Source organism: Smaragdicoccus niigatensis DSM 44881 = NBRC 103563 (assembly GCF_000380645.1).
Lineage (GTDB): Bacteria > Actinomycetota > Actinomycetes > Mycobacteriales > Mycobacteriaceae > Smaragdicoccus > Smaragdicoccus niigatensis.
The window spans coordinates 121,720-138,479 of sequence record NZ_AQXZ01000017.1 but is presented as its reverse complement, the minus strand read 5'-3'; the positions used below and the strand labels follow the sequence as shown (position 1 = coordinate 138,479).

General features: G+C 63.9%; 23 protein-coding genes and 1 pseudogene. 13 read left to right on the top strand and 11 right to left on the bottom strand.

Annotated features, from left to right (window positions below):
* Positions 1-8 precede the first annotated feature (8 nt).
* The 3 genes from F600_RS0113375 to F600_RS0113365 all read left to right on the top strand — a co-directional run bounded on the left by F600_RS0113375 (position 9) and on the right by F600_RS0113365 (position 2,534).
* A complete protein-coding gene (locus F600_RS0113375; protein WP_018161134.1) occupies positions 9-908 on the top strand; it encodes a nitronate monooxygenase in 900 nt (299 codons plus the stop codon).
* A gap of 146 nt (positions 909-1,054) precedes the next feature.
* Positions 1,055-1,258: a hypothetical protein gene (locus F600_RS0113370; RefSeq protein WP_018161133.1), complete on the top strand. Its 204-nt coding sequence runs from the start codon at positions 1,055-1,057 to the stop codon at positions 1,256-1,258.
* Between the two features lie 175 nt (positions 1,259-1,433).
* The gene (locus F600_RS0113365) at positions 1,434-2,534 is read left to right on the top strand and encodes a cytochrome P450 (RefSeq protein ID WP_018161132.1); all 1,101 of its coding nucleotides are present in this window, start codon (positions 1,434-1,436) and stop codon (positions 2,532-2,534) included.
* Here F600_RS0113365 and F600_RS0113360 read toward each other — a convergent pair.
* The gene (locus F600_RS0113360; protein ID WP_018161131.1) at positions 2,531-3,103 is read right to left on the bottom strand and encodes a DinB family protein; all 573 of its coding nucleotides are present in this window, start codon (positions 3,101-3,103) and stop codon (positions 2,531-2,533) included. The genes F600_RS0113365 and F600_RS0113360 overlap by 4 nt on opposite strands.
* Before the next feature lie 107 nt (positions 3,104-3,210).
* Between F600_RS0113360 and F600_RS32155 the strand changes: the two genes are divergently transcribed.
* Positions 3,211-3,576 (top strand): hypothetical protein, encoded by a 366-nt coding sequence (locus tag F600_RS32155; RefSeq protein WP_018161130.1) that lies wholly within the window; start codon positions 3,211-3,213, stop codon positions 3,574-3,576.
* A gap of 8 nt (positions 3,577-3,584) precedes the next feature.
* The gene (locus F600_RS0113350; protein ID WP_040631496.1) at positions 3,585-3,920 is read left to right on the top strand and encodes a DUF3817 domain-containing protein; all 336 of its coding nucleotides are present in this window, start codon (positions 3,585-3,587) and stop codon (positions 3,918-3,920) included.
* A gap of 8 nt (positions 3,921-3,928) precedes the next feature.
* Here the strand turns inward: F600_RS0113350 and rdgB are convergent, their stop codons facing one another.
* The 9 genes and pseudogenes from rdgB to clpS form a co-directional block, all read right to left on the bottom strand.
* A complete protein-coding gene (rdgB, locus tag F600_RS0113345) occupies positions 3,929-4,537 on the bottom strand; it encodes an RdgB/HAM1 family non-canonical purine NTP pyrophosphatase (RefSeq protein WP_018161128.1) in 609 nt (202 codons plus the stop codon).
* Complete coding sequence (gene rph, locus F600_RS0113340) at positions 4,530-5,306, bottom strand: ribonuclease PH (RefSeq protein ID WP_018161127.1); 777 nt, start codon at positions 5,304-5,306, stop codon at positions 4,530-4,532. Before rph ends, rdgB begins: the two co-directional genes overlap by 8 nt.
* A gap of 192 nt (positions 5,307-5,498) precedes the next feature.
* A pseudogene (locus F600_RS28140) lies at positions 5,499-6,261 on the bottom strand (MBL fold metallo-hydrolase).
* A gap of 73 nt (positions 6,262-6,334) precedes the next feature.
* Positions 6,335-6,931 carry a rhomboid family intramembrane serine protease gene (locus tag F600_RS28135; protein WP_245541530.1) on the bottom strand — a complete coding sequence of 199 codons (597 nt, stop codon included), beginning with the start codon at positions 6,929-6,931 and terminating at the stop codon, positions 6,335-6,337.
* Positions 6,922-7,881: a PLP-dependent cysteine synthase family protein gene (locus tag F600_RS0113325; protein ID WP_018161125.1), complete on the bottom strand. Its 960-nt coding sequence runs from the start codon at positions 7,879-7,881 to the stop codon at positions 6,922-6,924. Before F600_RS0113325 ends, F600_RS28135 begins: the two co-directional genes overlap by 10 nt.
* Entirely contained in the window at positions 7,882-8,154 is a 273-nt protein-coding gene (locus F600_RS0113320; RefSeq protein WP_018161124.1) for a MoaD/ThiS family protein, read from the bottom strand.
* 10 nt (positions 8,155-8,164) lie between these two features.
* Positions 8,165-8,581 (bottom strand): M67 family metallopeptidase, encoded by a 417-nt coding sequence (locus F600_RS0113315; protein ID WP_018161123.1) that lies wholly within the window; start codon positions 8,579-8,581, stop codon positions 8,165-8,167.
* Positions 8,582-8,656: 75 nt separating this feature from the next.
* Positions 8,657-9,220: an oxidative stress transcriptional regulator AosR gene (aosR, locus tag F600_RS0113310; RefSeq protein WP_018161122.1), complete on the bottom strand. Its 564-nt coding sequence runs from the start codon at positions 9,218-9,220 to the stop codon at positions 8,657-8,659.
* A 23-nt stretch (positions 9,221-9,243) separates the two neighbouring features.
* Positions 9,244-9,570, bottom strand: a complete 327-nt coding sequence (clpS, locus tag F600_RS0113305; protein WP_026306509.1) for an ATP-dependent Clp protease adapter ClpS — start codon at positions 9,568-9,570, stop codon at positions 9,244-9,246.
* 50 nt (positions 9,571-9,620) lie between these two features.
* Here clpS and F600_RS0113300 point away from each other — a divergent pair, with 50 nt between their 5' ends.
* The 8 genes from F600_RS0113300 (at position 9,621) to F600_RS0113265 (ending at position 15,580) form a co-directional block, all read left to right on the top strand.
* Positions 9,621-10,901, top strand: a complete 1,281-nt coding sequence (locus F600_RS0113300; protein WP_018161120.1) for a nicotinate phosphoribosyltransferase — start codon at positions 9,621-9,623, stop codon at positions 10,899-10,901.
* Between the two features lie 2 nt (positions 10,902-10,903).
* Complete coding sequence (locus tag F600_RS0113295; RefSeq protein WP_026306508.1) at positions 10,904-11,497, top strand: nicotinamidase; 594 nt, start codon at positions 10,904-10,906, stop codon at positions 11,495-11,497.
* Positions 11,498-11,662: 165 nt separating this feature from the next.
* On the top strand, positions 11,663-12,340 hold the full coding sequence (locus tag F600_RS0113290; RefSeq protein ID WP_018161118.1) for a DUF6230 family protein: 678 nt from the start codon (positions 11,663-11,665) through the stop codon (positions 12,338-12,340).
* 14 nt (positions 12,341-12,354) lie between these two features.
* Positions 12,355-12,747, top strand: a complete 393-nt coding sequence (locus F600_RS28130) for a DUF6114 domain-containing protein (RefSeq protein WP_018161117.1) — start codon at positions 12,355-12,357, stop codon at positions 12,745-12,747.
* A gap of 82 nt (positions 12,748-12,829) precedes the next feature.
* Positions 12,830-13,582: a DUF6230 family protein gene (locus tag F600_RS0113280; RefSeq protein WP_018161116.1), complete on the top strand. Its 753-nt coding sequence runs from the start codon at positions 12,830-12,832 to the stop codon at positions 13,580-13,582.
* Positions 13,576-14,100 carry a DUF6114 domain-containing protein gene (locus F600_RS28125; protein WP_018161115.1) on the top strand — a complete coding sequence of 175 codons (525 nt, stop codon included), beginning with the start codon at positions 13,576-13,578 and terminating at the stop codon, positions 14,098-14,100. Before F600_RS0113280 ends, F600_RS28125 begins: the two co-directional genes overlap by 7 nt.
* A complete protein-coding gene (locus F600_RS0113270; protein ID WP_026306507.1) occupies positions 14,097-14,927 on the top strand; it encodes a hypothetical protein in 831 nt (276 codons plus the stop codon). The genes F600_RS28125 and F600_RS0113270 overlap by 4 nt, the downstream gene beginning before the upstream one ends.
* Entirely contained in the window at positions 14,924-15,580 is a 657-nt protein-coding gene (locus tag F600_RS0113265) for a hypothetical protein (RefSeq protein ID WP_018161113.1), read from the top strand. The genes F600_RS0113270 and F600_RS0113265 overlap by 4 nt, the downstream gene beginning before the upstream one ends.
* Positions 15,581-15,594: 14 nt before the next feature.
* Here the strand turns inward: F600_RS0113265 and F600_RS28120 are convergent, their stop codons facing one another.
* A complete protein-coding gene (locus tag F600_RS28120; RefSeq protein WP_081628838.1) occupies positions 15,595-16,752 on the bottom strand; it encodes a glycosyltransferase 87 family protein in 1,158 nt (385 codons plus the stop codon).
* Between the last annotated feature and the right edge of the window lie 8 nt (positions 16,753-16,760).

Here is a 16,760-nt window from a genome sequence, read left to right as displayed (position 1 = left end):
GTTGCACCATGGAGAGTCTGCTCGGTCTGAAGCACCCCGTCGTGTGCGCCCCGATGGGCGGTGTGGCCGGCGGCCAGCTCGCGACGGCGGTCTCACAGGCGGGCGGTCTCGGCATGATCGGGATGGGCAGCGCGGGTTCCAGCAGCGCCCTTCGGCGCGAACTCGACCTCGTTCGTGCCGCCACCGAGATCGGGATCGGCCTCGTCGACTGGGTGGTGCGCAGATCACCCGACCTCCTCGAGACCGCGCTCGCTGCGCGCCCGAAGCTCCTCGCGGTGAGCTTCGGCGATAGCTTCAACTGGATCGAGCAGGCACACGCGGCCGGAATCCCCGTCGCCGTTCAAGTCCACGATGCCGCCAGCGCCAAGCAGGCGCACAATTCCGGCGCCGACATCCTCGTCGCGCGCGGACTCGAAGGTGGCGGTCATGGGCGGCCCGTTCATCAACGGGACTCAGTGCTGCGGCAAACCCTCAGCGCAACGGACCGTCCGGTGCTCGCTGCGGGGGCTATCGCCACGGCCGCCGATGTGGAACGCGCGCTCGATGCGGGTGCCGCAGGCGTCTGGGTCGGGACCGCGTTCTCGACCTGCGCAGAAGCCCTGTCGACTGCTGGCCATCGACGTGCCCTGTTCGCTGCGACCGGCGCGGACACGGTGCTCACGAGCACGTTCGATTGGGCGGCCGGATTCGCCTGGCCATCCGACATCCCGGAGCGAGTGATCGCCAATGACTTTGTTGCGCAATGCAATACCGGGAGCGGTGACAGATCCGAGGCGGCTGCCGCCTTGCGCCGAGCAATCGCCGCGGACGACGAGTCACGCATCTGCGTGAACGCCGGAACTGGCGTCGGGCACCTCACGGAGGTCAAGTCGGCAGCCCAGGTTCTCGTGGAATTGTGCGGGTTCTGATCCCGCGAGCGGTACTCACCATGGGGCGCAGGATTCACACCCGAGGGTGATCTGGGGTCACCCCGAGGGTGGCTATTTTCGGGCGTTCGTTCGGGCGAATCTATTAATGCCAACCGGCAAAGCCCCTCTCCCAAAAGGACCCCGAAATGCGTAAGCCCACCAACCCCGTCAAGGTCACTGTCAAGGTCGCAGCCGAACTCGCCGCAGCATCCGCCATCATGATCGGCACCGGCGCCTTCGCCTTCGCAGCACCGGCAACCACCGCCACGGACACGCAGTCCCAGACCACCGTGAGCGCCTACTACTACCACTACGCACCGGCATCGGCCGCCAAGTATTACTACTACTGAGCCACCCCGTCGCAGCCAGGTCGAGCAGGCGCGAGCCAACCACTCGCAGCCGCGCCTGCCTCACCATCCTCGGCCGGGTACGAGATATCTGAGCGGCGCTGATCTACAGCCAGAACTGAGTCACACGAGCGTGTGAACCTGGCCATCGAGCGCCGACTGACGAAAGAATGACTGTATGAGCGCTCCCGGAGTCTCCCGAGTTCAGCAGGTCGCGGAACACGCATTCGTCGTCCTCGGCTATGAACCAGCGCGCCAGATCCTGAGCGATCGCCGAGCTTGCAACAACCCGTCAACCGCCGGCGTCGCCGAAGACCCCGCCCTCAATGGGCGCGGCGTCAGCATGCAACTGTGTGACGGAGCGCAGCACGCGCGACTACGCGCGATGATCGCACCTGCCTTGAGTCCCAAGGCTTCTGACGCCATCATCGCCGGAATGCCAGCGCATGCCGAGTCACTATTGGCGCAGCTCGAAAGTCGCGGTTCCGGCGATCTCATCGAGGACTACATCGCACCGCTCATCCGCCGAGCCATCGGCCAGCTTCTCGGCATTCCGGAAGCCGACCAAGCGCGAATCCTCGTCATCGCGGAGGACTCCACGATGGTCGCCGACGAGACCGGCGCCCCGGCCGCCGAGGCACTCCACGACTACATGGCCGCCCTCGTGAGGTCGAAGATCGACCACCCCGGCGACGACCTCTGCACCGAACTCGCCCGCGCATTGACCGACGGCCGGATCGACGAGGCCGAGGCGTACGGCACAGCCACTTTGATGATCATCGCCGGCTACGACACCACAGTGGGCTTCCTCGCGATGGCCGCATTGACACTTCTGCTCACCCCGATGCTCCGCGAGGAGCTCGTCGACAACCCGGACAGCAACCCGTTTGTCGTTGAGGAACTGCTCCGATTCATCACGCCGACCAAAGGCGTGTGGACCCGATTCGCGACGTCCGATATCGAACTCGACGGCACCACGATTCCTGCGAAGAGCCGGATCATCGTCGAACTCATGGCAGCCAACCGCGACAGCGAGCGCTTCGAAGACCCCGACGTGTTCAACCCGGCCCGCAACGACGACAAGCACCTTGCGTTCGGTTACGGCGCGCACTTCTGCCCCGGCGCGAATTCCGCGAAGCGTCAGTCTCTCGCAGCGCTCAACGCGCTTCTCCCTCGTATGGAATCCATGGAGCTTTCGGTGCCCGTCGGCGAACTCCAGTGGCATCAGAATCGGTTCAGCCGCCGACCGCTCACCTTGCCGGTGACGATCCAGCGCTAGCCCCGGACGTCGTGTACGTGGTGAACGAGATCGTGCACGAAGTACTGAGCGAACGTCGTGACGCTGAAAACTGCACCATCGCTGCGGCGTACCGTGCGAGAGAGCTCGGCTCCCGTCACCCGCGCGAAGGCGTCGGCAATGGCACCCGCCGCCTGTAAGAGTTCCTGTGAAACGACCTCTGGGCTCTGGCTTCGATAGTCGGCAGCGACCGCGGTGTCGTCCTGGTCCCAGTTCGTCAGCACGGCAACGGAGTTGACGAAGCGCACGGCGGGATCGAAAGCCGGCACGCCGGGATCCTCGCCTCGGCCAGTCAGCACCACCGACAGCCGGTAGCCGAAAATGCGGCATACGTCTCGTACGTGCGCTGCGTACTCGAGCGGCGACCACACTCCAGGGACAGGCCGCAACTGGGCACCCGGCAGCGCGAGGGCCGCCGCCAGCACCGAAGCAGCCTCCCGCGTCCGCCCCGGCACCGCCTCGAAAGACATTTCGGCAGCGTCGAATCCGCATTCGGCGCAGGGGCGGCCCAGGACCCATGTCCAGTCTTTGGTATCGGGAATGATCGTCATGAGACCAAAGCTATCGAGGCAGAAAATGTTCCTCCACCAATAAACTGCCAACCTTGCCGGAGATCCTGCCGATCTCAGTTCACCGTTCGACCAGGTACCTTCGAGATGTGACAACTGCCCCTCGGCGGCGACCCGCTCTCATTGCGCTGGTGATCCTGGCGTTCTTTGGGTGCCTCGCGCTCGGGTGGTGGCAATGGACCCGATGGGAATCCACCGACGGGTCATTCCAGAACCTCGGCTATGCGTTGCAATGGCCGCTGTTCGCCTGGTTCGTCGTCTACGCCTACCGGCGCTACGTGAAGCTCGAAGCCGAGGAAGCACAGATGGATTCGCCGCAAGAGATGCGCGAACTCCCGGCTGATCTGCTGCCGCCGCGCCCCCGGGCCGCCAGCGAGCCAATCGATGCGACGCGCGCCGAATACAACCGCATGCTGCACGAACTCAACGAGAAGAAGAACGGGAGCCAACCGTGACGGCCGAAATGACCGAGAACAAGCCGACCCAGGATCAGGCGCGAATTGCCTCAGCCCTGACCAGGTACCGTTTTCTCGCCTGGACCACCGGCATTTGGCTGCTCGTGCTGACGACCGAGGTCATCGCCAAGTACGGGTTCGGTGTCGACAACTTCGGCTGGGTCGGCATCGTGCACGGCTGGGTGTACCTCGTGTTCCTCGTCGTCACCGCCGATCTCGCGGTCAAGGTCCGCTGGCCCGCGGTCAAGACGATCCTCACGCTGCTCTCGGGCACGATCCCGTTCTTGTCGTTCTTCGTCGAGCACATCCGGACCGCCGAAGTGAAGAAGCGGTTCTTGAGCTAGGCCGGGCCTCAGCTAGAAGCTAGCGCCCGCAACGCCGGGATCAACTGCCGCAAGGCGTTGCCCCGGTGGGACACCGCGTTTTTCTGCTCTGGTGTCAACTCGGCTGCCGCACAGTCGAACCCGTCCGGCAGGAAGATCGGGTCGTAGCCGAATCCGCCCGCACCGCGCGGCGCGCGGGCGATTCGGCCAGGCCACTCCCCGCGCACGATCGTCTCCGAACCATCCGGCAGAACGAGTGCGCACACCGACACGAAGCGTCCGCCCCGCCGCTCCTCGGGCACGTCGCCGAGCTGACCGAGCAAGAGCTCGTTGTTCGCCTGGTCCTGCCCATGCGTACCCGACCAGCGCGCCGACAGCACGCCCGGCATGCCGTTCAGCGCGTCGACTTCGATACCCGAATCGTCCGCGAGACAAGCGATTCCCGTCGCGGCGACACCATCCCGAGCCTTGATCAGGGCATTGTCCGCGAACGTCGCCCCGGACTCCGGCGACTCCGGGAACGGCGGAACATCGCCCAGGCTCAACAGCGAGAGCCCTTCAATCCCGGCGTCGTCGAGAACCCGACGCAGTTCCTTCAGTTTCTTCGCGTTGCGGCTGGCGACGAGGAGCTCAGGCACCGAACTTCTTCTTCGGCGCCGACTCCGGCAGTTCACCGGGGTACGGCAGCGCCAGAGCCTGCTTCTGCACCTCGAAGATCTTGTCGCATCCCGCGACCGCAAGATCGAGCAGCGAATCGAGGGTCGACCGCGGGAACGTCGCGCCCTCACCCGTGCCCTGCACCTCGACGAGCGTGCCGACGTCGGTGGCGACGACGTTCATGTCGACCTCAGCGCGAGAGTCCTCTTCGTAGGGCAGATCGATGCGCACCCGACCGTCGACAACGCCGACACTCACGGCCGCGATCGCACACGAAATCGGCTGCGGGTCACGAAGCCGGTCCGCGGCACGCAGCCACGTCACCGCATCGGACAGCGCCACATAGGCGCCGGTGATCGCCGCAGTGCGGGTACCGCCGTCCGCCTGCAGAACGTCACAGTCGATCGCGATGGTGTTCTCGCCGATGGCCGCGAGGTCGATGCACGACCGCAGCGACCGACCGATCAGCCGGCTGATCTCTTGAGTGCGACCGCCGACCTTGCCCTTCACTGATTCGCGCTGGCTGCGCGTATGCGTCGCGCCCGGCAACATCGCGTACTCGGCCGTCAGCCAGCCCAGGCCACTGCCTTTGCGCCAGCGCGGGACATCGGTCTCGATGCTCGCGGTGCACATGACGCGGGTGTTGCCAAACTCGACGAGTACCGACCCCGCGGGGTTGCTCGTGAATCCACGAGTGATCCGGATTTCGCGAAGTTCGTCATCGGCTCTGCCGTCGGCTCGTCTAGACACGCATCGAGCCTAGCGGCTAGAGCTCCGCGCAACGGCGAGACCCTCACAGGCGTCGACTCTCGAATGCAGAGGTCCACTCGATGCGGCGAGACACAAGTCAGCCGAAAATTAGTCGGTACAAAACATGAGTTTCGTACAACGCAGTTTGGCGGAGACTACCGCCGATCGCTCGGGTGAGTCCGCTTCGAACTCTCAGAAATCGAACACCTCGCCGGGAGACACCGCGTGGATGGGTCCCGAGAACTGGCTCTTCGCCTCGGCAATGATTTCCTCGCGCGAGGTCCACGGTGGAATATGCGTGATCAGCAGCTCGCCGACCCCGGCCTCGCGAGCGGTGCGGCCGGCTTCGAGACCGGACATGTGCACACCGGGCGGACGGTTGTCCGGGTCGTGTGTCCAGGACGCTTCGGCCATCAGGACGTCTGCGCCCCGGGCCAGATCGAGAAGCGAATCCCTACACCGCAGTGTCACCGGTGTAGGCGAACACCTTGCCGGTATCGGTCGTGAAGCGAAGGCCGTAGGACTCCGGTGGGTGGTACATCCGGTACGGAGTGATCGACAGTCCCTCGTAGTCGAGCGGCTCGCCCTCGACCCAGGGGCGCAGTTCGAGGACGTCGGTCACGTCGTCGGTCTCGCCGCCGACCTCCGCCGACGCATTGCCGAGCCGAAGCGCGGAACCTTCGGGCGCATACAGCAGCGCGCGGCCCGACGGCGGGTTCGGGTGGTACCGCCGCCAGACCAAGAGACCGGAAATGTCGGCGCAGTGATCGGCGTGCAAATGGGTAAGGAAGACGTTGACGGCACCGGGATCGGCGTATCGCTGGAGCGCACCGAGAATGCCGGGACCGAATTCCAATACGACCGGCGTCATGCCGGGACCGGTGAGCAGGTAGCCCGACGCTGCGGAGTCCGGGCCGCCTACACTGCCCGAGCACCCCAGTACCGTAAGCCGCATGCGTGTCATGCTGCCACGACCGCTGGACGCATCTAAAACATTTGCCGAAGAATTCGTCGGCGAGTCCCCGTAGCTATCGTTCGAACGCCGGACGCGGAACCCGTTGGGGCCGCAACCACCACGCTGCGAGGACGCCGGCGGCGGCACCGAAGAGGTGCCCCTGCCACGAGATGCCAGGCATCGACGGGAGCACGCCCCAGAGCGCCGATCCGTACAGCACGAACACCGCGAGCCCGATCAGAACGTGAACGAACTTTCGGGTGAAGAAGCCCTGCACAAGCAGGTACGTGATCCACCCGAAGATGAGCCCCGATGCGCCGATCGTGTACCCGTTGTTTCCGGTCAGCCACGTGCCGAATCCGCCGACGATCCAGATGATCGCGGTGGCCGCGAGACCGCGCATCAGGCCCGTCAGGAGCGCGAGAAACCCGAGAACGAGAACGGGGAGGGTATTCGCGATCAGATGTTCCCAGTTCGCGTGCAACAGCGGAGCGAACAGGATCCCGATGAGCCCATCCGCGTCCCGCGGCTCGATGCCCTCGCGGTCGAGACTGTGCCCCATGACGGAGTCGATCGCCTCGATGACCCACAGCAACGCCGTGAACGAACCCACCACCACCGCCGCGACATAGCTCGGCCGCGGCGTTGTGGGTACTTCATTCAGGCCCAAAGCTGTCCTTCCAGACGTTCCTCCGCCTCATCCAGCGTGCCCTCGTAGGCACCGGTCGACAAGTATTTCCACCCGCCGTCGGCGACGATGAAACAGATGTCCGCGCGCGACCCCTTTTGCACGCACTTCCGTGCCACGCCGAGAGCGGCGTGCAGAATTGCGCCCGTCGAGATTCCCGCGAAGATCCCTTCTTCGGCGACCAACTCGCGCGTGCGCCGGACCGCGTCGTACGGCCCGACCGAGAAACGCGAGGTCAGGACCGTCTCGTCGTAGAGTTCCGGGATGAACCCCTCGTCGATGTTCCGCAGCCCGTAGACCAGTTCGCCGTACCGCGGCTCGGCGGCAATGATTTCGATGTCCGGCACGTTCTCGCGCAGGAACCGCCCCGTTCCCATGAGGGTGCCCGTCGTGCCCAGGCCCGCGACGAAGTGCGTGATCTCGGGTAGATCCCGCAGGATCTCCGGGCCGGTCGTCTCATAGTGCGCGAGCGCGTTCGCCGGGTTGCCGTACTGGTAGAGCATCACCCAATCGGGGTGCTCGGCGGCGATCTCCTTCGCCATGGCGACCGCTTGATTCGATCCGCCGGCGGCCGGCGAGGTGATGATCTCCGCGCCGTACATCGTCAGCAGCTGCCGGCGCTCGATCGACGTGTTTTCGGGCATCACGCAGATGAGCTTGTAGCCCTTGAGCTTTGCCGCCATCGCGAGCGAGATTCCGGTGTTGCCGCTCGTCGGCTCGAGAATCGTCGCGCCCGGCTGCAGCAGGCCATCGCGTTCGGCCTGCTCGATCATGCGAAGTGCCGGACGGTCCTTGACCGAGCCCGTCGGGTTGCGGTCCTCGAGCTTGGCCCAGACGCGAACCGGCACGTCGGCATCCCACGCCGGAGACAGCCGCTGCAAACCGACGAGCGGTGTGTTTCCGAGAGCCGCGATGAGCGAGTCGTAGCGCACTTAACCTCCGGCCACCGCGGGCAGAATCGTGACGTCGTCCCCGTCGGAGATCGCCGTTGCGAGCCCGCCGCTGAAACGAACATCCTCGTCATTGACGTAGATGTTGACGAAGCGGTGCAGCTTTCCGTCGTTGACCAGCCGTTCCTTGAGTCCGGCGAAGTTGGAGTCGAGGTTGTCGATCACCTCGGCCAACGTCGAGCCGGTTGCCTCGACACGCTTCTGGCCGCCGGTGTGCGTGCGCAAAATCGTCGGAACGGAAACAGTTACAGGCACTTCTCTCTCCTCAGGAATAGCTTTCAACGATCGAAACAGGTTCTTCGGTGACCACTCCGTCGACGATCCGGTAGCTGCGGATCTCATCGGTGTCCGCGTCACGGGTCGACACCAGGACATAGTGCGCGTTCGGCTCCGAGGCATACGAGATATCGGTACGGCTCGGGTAGGCCTCGGTCGCCGTGTGCGAGTGATAGATGACGACCGGTTCTTCGTCGTTGCGGTCCATCTCGCGCCACAGCCGCAACTGCTCACCGGAATCGAAACGGTAGAAGGTCGGCGAGCGCTCGGCGTTGACCATCGGTACGAATCGAAGCGGCTGGTCGGAACCTTCAGGACCAGCGATGATCCCGCAGGCCTCATCTGGATGGTCCGCGCGCGCGTGCTTGACCATCGCCTCCACGAGATCCGCCCGGATCACCAGCACGTCCTCACCCCTTCACCCAAGTCTTCTGACTCAACGGTCGCGGATTGACGTGCATTCCCGCAAGTTTGGAGCCCGCTACTCCCCCATCAACGCCTGAATGAGCGAATCCTGCATCCAGGTGAGCCAGTGATAGACCGGCAGGTGCGGCGCGCGGGGGTCGCCGGGTTCGAGCTCATCCGGCATCTCGGGGTGAACGTCCAGTGCGGTGCCGAGCGCCAGACGGACGTCGTTGAGACCGGACATCCAGGCATCGGCCTGCTCGAGCGTGAGCACGATCTTGCCGCCACCAGAGGGCAATGTGCGGAGGATGACGTCGGCGGCCGCGCACTTCGCGTCGATGATCTCCGGCTCGTGCAGGCTTCGCAGCGCGCCGTTGAGGTCGCTGCCATCATCTTTCTTGTCCGGCTTGTGAAAGTCCGGCAGAAGTCGCGCCAAAGCCGCCTCCTCGGGGGGCTTCGAGTGACCGGTTCGTATGCCGGTGAGTTCCGCGAGCGGATCCTGCGGTGTCGATTCCGCTCGGTCCGACAGCATTCCGCGAACCGACTCGACCAGCGATCGCAGGACCGCTGCTTCATTGCCGTCGATTTCCGAGCGAAGCTTCGGCCCGCCCAGTGAGCCTTTCCGGGTCCAGGTTCGCACCGTGCGGACGTACTCCTTATTCGCTATTCGCTGCGCTGCAGCGTGGCCCACAAGCCGGCGGCATGTAGACGTTGGACGTCGTGTTCCATCTTGTCCCGAGAGCCGCTCGTCACGACGGCCTTGCCTTCCTTATGGACCTGCATCATGAGGTCCGTGGCGCGCGCCTTCGTGTATCCGAACAGCTTCTGGAAGATGAACGTCACGTAGTTCATGAGGTTGACGGGGTCATCCCAGACGATGGTCACCCAGGGCAGCTCCACGTTCTCGAGGTACTCGGTGACCTCTTCCGGTGCCTCGGTTTCCTGCGGAGCCGACTTGAGCACAACAGTCGTCAGATCGACTAATCGCATATACACAGCGTACGACTCCGCCGGAAGCCTGCAACACCCAAGATGGGCGTATGGGGCACTCCACAGCGCTGCTCACCGACCAATATGAGCTGACGATGCTCGCCGCAGCGCTGCGGGACGGGACGGCTGATCGACCGGTTGTTTTCGAGGTTTTCGCACGTCGATTGCCCGAAGGACGCCGCTACGGCGTCGCGTGCGGAGCACAGCGACTGCTGGACGCGGTCGACGCATTTCGCTTCGGTGCCGACGAGATCGAAACAGTGGGCAAATTCCTCGATGACCGCACGATCGACTGGCTTCGCCGGTTCCGGTTCTCCGGCGACATCGACGGTTACCCCGAAGGTGAACTGTTCTTTCCCGACTCTCCGATCCTGACCGTCCGGGGCACGTTCGGCGAGTGCGTGCTGCTCGAGACACTTCTCTTGTCGGTCCTCAACCACGACTGTGCGATCGCCGCTGCGGCGGCACGCATGGTCACCGCGGCCCGAGGTCGCACGCTCATCGAAATGGGCGGGCGCCGGACACATGAACAAGCGGCTCCCTCCGCTGCCCGCGCCGCCTACATCGCCGGATTCACCGCGACGTCCAATCTCGAAGCAGTTCGCCGCTACGGCATCCCCGGAGCCGGGACCAGCGCGCACGCCTTCGTCCTCCTTCATTCCGGGCTGGCGGCCGATCCGGAGACTGCTGCGTTCGCCAGCCAGGTCTCCTCGATGGGACCGCAGACAACGCTCCTCGTCGACACCTTCGACGTGCGCAGCGGTGTCGAGAAGGCGATCGCCGCGGCGGGAACGAAACTCGGCGCGGTTCGCATCGACTCGGGCGATCTCGGGCAGCATGCGCGCGATGTGCGCGAGCAACTGGACGATGCCGGCGCCACGAGCACGCGAATCCTGCTCTCTGGCGACCTCGACGAGTTCTCCATCGAGGCGTTGCGTGAGGCACCGGTCGACGGGTTCGGGGTCGGGACGTCGTTGGTGACGGGATCCGGAGCCCCGACCGCTGGTCTCGTCTACAAGCTCGTCGAGGTCGATGGAATCCCGGTGGCGAAGAAAAGCAGCCAGAAGGCGACTCACGGCGGAGCCAAGCGGGCATTCCGGAGATTTGACGACGGCGTAGCGGTCGAAGAGGTCATCCGGCCCACGAACGCCCCGCTACAGCAAACTCTCCGCGAACTCCAGACACCGATGATGCGCTCCGGCGAGCGAACCTACACAGAGCCACTGGTTGCGGCGCGCGCCAGATTGGCGACCGGATTGCAGAACCTCCCACCCCAGGCTCTCGATCCCTCGGCCGGTGAACCCGCGATTCCAACCAGCATGGAGGCGTGAGCATGACGGACAGTTCGCCGCGGCGAGCATTACTCATCGTCGACGTGCAGAACGACTTCTGCGAGGGCGGGTCCCTGGCAGTCGTGGGCGGCGACGCGACCGCTGCGCGGATTTCCAACGAATTACTTACCCACGCAGAGCAATACGACTGTATTGCCGCGACGCGCGACTACCACATCGCACCCGGGTCACACTGGGCCGAAGCCCCTGATTACCGCCACAGTTGGCCGCCGCACTGCCAAGCCGGGACTCACGGCGCAGAATTCCATCCGGCTTTGAACCTCTTGAAAATTCAAGCAGTTTTCTCGAAGGGCGCATATTCGGCCGCTTATTCCGGCTTCGAAGGCACTGACTCCACTGACACAAGCCTCGAACAATGGCTCCGCGACAGGAATGTCACTGCGGTCGACATCGTCGGCGTCGCGACCGACTACTGCGTGCGCGCCACCGCCCTCGATGCGCAGGTCGCAGGGTTTGCTACGCGAGTACTGCTCGACTTCATCGCGGGAGTGGACCCCGTAACAAGCGAGGCCGCTTTACACGATCTGCGTGTGGCAGGTGTGACGCTAGTCGGCGCGTCGGACACGAATAGATAACAGCTAACTAACGAAAAAGCTGTTACTGAGGTTTCCAAAGTTGCCTCAAGTGTTGCACGCGAGTGATACCGTCACGGCATTCACAGCTGTAACAGACGCAACAGAGAACCTGTTTCGCCTCATAAGTGTCTTCCAGTCATTAACTCTTGAGAGAGGAGCGGGAGCGTGCAGAAGCAAGACCGTGGCCGACTCCGGTGGCGCCGCGCAGTACCCCTGTTTCTCCCGGCTGGCCTGGGCATGCTCCTCATGGCTGCGTTCCTGTTCATCGGTTGGATGCCACTGAACCTGGCGATCAAGGGACAAGACGTCAAGCTGACGTCCAACGGTCGCAGTGGCAGCGCCCCCGGTGGCCTGCTCGCCTACGCGGACCTCACGCAGATGAAGAACGGCGGAGACAAGGTCCCCACCCTCATCGCGCAGATCCCCGAAGCCAAGCTCAACGGATTGTGCATGTCGATGAACCTGACCTTCCCGGTCATCGGCAGTTGGACAGTCCAACTTCACTCGACCAAAGAGGTCGTTATCCACGATCTGAAGGCCGCAGCTGCCGATGCGCACCTGGTCAACGCGGTTCTCGCGGCCGAGACCAACGACGGCAAACCCGTGAACAAAGATGCGTCGAACCTGGTGTCCGGCGTCGAACTCAACAAGGACGCCGCGACGATCGACGGGGTAGACGGCGGCGTCGGAATCATGGGCGTCGAAGGACACGGTCCGCTGACCTTCTCTGAACTCCAGGCCAACGCCAAGAGTGCCGGGCTGTACGGCCGTGCCACTCTGACTGGACTTGGTATCCCCAAGTTCGGCCATGGCAAGGGCGTCGAACACCACGAGTGCTACTAGAGGGGGCGACGACAATGTTCCAGAAATTCCGTGAGTTCCGCTGGACCCGCCCATTCTGGGGTGGCTTGCTGGTCTTCATCGCCGGCTTCCTCATCTTGGTGTTCGCGGTCCCGTTCAACCCGGTCACCATGATCATCAGCGCCGGCCTCGGCGCGATCTTCGGCCTCGTGCTCGGAATCGTCGATCTGTTCCTCGGCTTCATGATCTGGTTCCGTCCACAGAGCAAGAACGTCGCCGGCGTCCTCGCCGTGATCGTCGGCCTGCTGTCGTTCCCGCTCACCAACCTCGGCGGCTTCGTCGCCGGAATGCTCCTGTCGGTCATCGGTGGGTGTTGGGCCTTCGGTTGGACACTGCCGCAGGGCCGCATGAGCGACGAAGAACTCACCCCCACGCAGGTGAACGCATGAAAACCCTGATTTTTCCCCAGAGCGCAGCCGCGCAATGTGCACGTCCGCAGCAATTCCCCAAGAGCGGGAAGGAACACCAGAAGTGATCACGAAAATGAAGAATTGGGCGAATCGCGGCGGCAGCGCTCTCGTAGCCCAAACCGTGACTCTCCGCACCAAGGCTTTCGCTGCTGCGGACTCCTTCAACGCCGAGGTTCGAGAAGCCGCGCACGCCACGCCGCAGAACCGCACCCGGTGGGGACGCGGAGCAGCGGTGCTGGTCCCATCCATGGCGATCGTCACCGGCCTCGGTGCCGCAATGGCACAGGGCGCACTGGCGGCGAACTTCAACGTTGCCGACAAGCCGATGTCGCTGGCGGTCCAGGCGCTCGACGCCCAGGGCCTCGACATCGTCGTCAGCTCGCTGAACGTCACGGACACCAAGGGCAAGACCAGGCCGGAGGCCATCCTGCACGCTGCGGTGGGTAGCGGAACCCTGACGGGTGTCTGCATCATTGCGTCGCAGACGATCCTCGGCGGCACGTATTCGGTCGTCCTGTCGGTACCGCCGGACTCCGGCCTCGCGTCAGGTGCCAACCTGCAGTTCGACGTGACTCATCTCGTCGGCCACAACGTGACTCTCTCGAACGCTCTGATCGGAAAGTCCGCCGACCTCCTGTCCATCAACGGTGTCTCGCTCAACGGCCAGCCCGGTGGATTTGGTGTCGACGGAAGCGAGGGTCAGGCACATCTTGAAAACGTTGAGGGCACGGCGCGTGGCGCCAGCATCCTCGGATCGCTTCAAGCGCCTACGTTTGACGCGTCGATCCACCCCGGGGAGGTGAAGAGTTGCTAACCGACTCTGTTCTCGAAGACGCAGTTCAGGAGACCGAGCTGGCACCTGTTGCCATCTCGCATGTGCAGCGCGTCAAGAATCTGTTCAACGACGGCCGCATCTGGTTCCGCGGATTCCGGCGGACGCGTCCGTTCTGGGGCGGCCTCTGGATGCTTGTCGGCGCCTACTTCCTGCTCGACATGTCGATGGTGCCGATCCAGGTCATCGTCAAGGCCGGCCTGACCGGTCTCGGCGGCTGGCTGACCGGCGGCACCCTGCTGCTGTGCGGGCTCGCGACCTGGTTCTTCCCGACGCAGAAGCTTTTCGCCGGCGTCATCGGACTGCTCGTTGCGATCGTCTCGATCGTCATTTCAAACCTCGGTGGACTGTTCGTCGGCATGTTGTTCGGCGTCATCGGTGCTTCGATGACCCTGGGCTGGGGACCTGCGAAGCCCCGCTCGTTCGGTAGGAAGAAGAAGGTCACCGAAGAGGCGGCAGCGCAGGACACCGAGCTGGAAGAGATTGAGACTCCGGCATGAAGGCGTCGCGCCGGGCGCGCACATCGACCGAGGGCGTGGATACTCGCCCGTGGGGCCAACGAACAATCGTCCGGACTGCCATGATGTTCGGTCTGGCGTTCGCCATTGCGCTCATGGCGATCGGCCCGGGCAACCTCGCGTCGGCACTTGGCGGAGGCGCCCCCAAGGCGCCGTTTGAGCCCATCCCCTTCCCACAACCGGGTTGGCGGACGGCGAACGCGTCGATCAACATCACGTCGCCGACGGCCGAAATCTACGGACTCACCAAGGCGTACTGGGGCGCACGCGTCCGGATGGCAAACGGGCAACTGAGCCCTCCCGACACGGTCTACCTCAAGGTGCGCAAGCTCGAGCTGGACGACATCCGGATCAAGAGCATCCGGCCCGATCACACCTGGCTCATGCAGAACCTCAACGGCTCCAAGTCCAACAAGGCCCAGGTTCTCACGATCGGAAATGACCTCAAGAACACGACGATCGAACTCTGGGTCACGATCAACAGCCTGAAGCTCTGTGTCACTGCGCAGACGTTCTACACCTTGGTCAACAGCGAGAAGGGCCAGTTCCAGGGCCGTCTCGATGAGGTTTTTGCGCTGATCGCCGCGGTCTTCCAGCCGTACGTAAACGGACCGCTGAAGAACGTCGGTCCGTGCATCCCGATCAAGGAGCTCATCCCGCTTGTCGCCGTCCTCGTCGACGCCGGTGTGCCGCTGCCCGAACTCCCGGTCATCAAGGCTGACCTGGACGCCTGGGCCGCGAAGATCACGACGCCGATCGATCAGCCGGCGGTGTTCGGGCCGATCACCCAAGTGAGGATGTTCCAGTGAACGAGGAGCTGACTGAGAACACCGTCAACCGGACGCGATGGGGTCGCACCTCGATCCTCATGGTCGGCGGTCTGGCCACAACTGCGGCGATCGCAGGCAGTCTCGTGAGCCAGGGTGCCTACGCCAGTGAGTTCATCGCGTCCGCGGCCGACAGCGACGTCACGATCAACAGCCTGAGCACCACTCACAATGGCGCGTTTGTCCGTGGCATGCACATCAAGAACTACGACGGAAGTCCCGGCATTCGTTGGCTCGCCACCTTCCAGGTGCCGCACGCGACCGCGGACGGCCTCTGTCTCACGCACGACATGGAGTTCCTTGGTCAGCCGGTGACGCTGTACATCAACATCGCCGGTGCCAACCTCGATGTCACGGGCATCAACGTCGACATTCCGACGGCCGACGCGGCACTGACGCTTCGAGGCAACACGGATCTCGTCAAGGCTCCGTCCATCATCGAACCGAAGATTCGGGCCCTTGGTGCGCCGTCGGTTCCCTGGGTCAACGACACCGACGGTGTCGGCATCGAAGCCGAGGGTGGCGCGCTGCTACAGGGAGTCAAAGCGAAGCTGTTGAGCGCAGAGATCATCAAGGCAACGAACGTGACGACGCTCGACGCGAAACTCGTCATGGGCGACATAAAGTGCTCGTGAGTTAGTCGTACGAGTCAGTGGGCCAGGCCATCGGGTCTGGCCCACTTTCGTGTCCAGGCCACTTCGCTTGCTAGGTAGGCAAGAGCCCACACCACATAGAGCGAGTTGACCAGGTGACCCCAGCTCGGCCAGTCTTCGCGGTTGTCCGGCAACAGAATTGGCATTCCGACGCCGAACACGAGGACGCCTGAAGACACCAGCACCCACCGCTTGTCGATCACCAGAACGACGAGCAGCGGGACGATCCAGATCCAGTGGTGTGTCCACGAAATCGGCGAGATGAGCAGGCCGCACATCGCCACCGCGAGCAATCCATGTCGTGGGTCGGCGCGCTGCGCGATGAGGAAGGCCGCGACGATCACCGCGAGTGACAGCACGATCCAGGCGACCGACGAAAGCCGACTGTGATCGCCGAAGACCCGTGCCACCTCACCGTGCAGCGACTGGTTTCGGCCGTAACTCGTCGGGCCGATTCGGCTCGTATCGAAGAGTGCCTTCGTCCAATACTCGATGGTGTCATTCCAGGCGAGGGCGGTGGCCAGGAGCGTGGCGCCCACGAACCCGGCGACGACGTTGATCATTCCCCGAACATCTCGCCGGGCTAGGAAGAAGAGCAGGAACACCAGTGGCGTCAGCTTTATCGCGGCGACCAGACCGACCGCCATTCCCCGCCACTTCCGATTGGGCGCCAGGAGACAGTCCGCGGCGATCACCGCGACGAGAACGGCGTTGATCTGCCCATATCCGAGGCCCGTTCGAATCGGTTCGAGCACGATCGCAACGACGGCAATCCCGAACGCCGCCGTCATCCCCCGCACTCCCCCAAGGAACGTCCACACGATGACCGCGAGCAACACCGTCGACACGGCAAGCGCCGCGACACTGGCGACGTGGAGCGGAACCATGGCCAGAGGCGAGAAAAGGATCGCAGCCAACGGCGGGTAAGTGAACTCGAGTGGCACCCCGCCGGCAAGTTCCGGAAGACGCCCGTACAGATCTTGTCCCTCGAGCCAAACGCGGCCACCGAGTCGGTAGACCGCGAGGTCAGTGCCTTCGTAGCGGCCGAGGAGCGATCTCGGGAACAACTCGCCCAGGGCAAGGAGCACTACCGTTGCCGCAGCAGCAAATCCACTCAACCCGACAAACGTGCGCGTTGGCGGGCCAGAGTGCATAGCAAGAA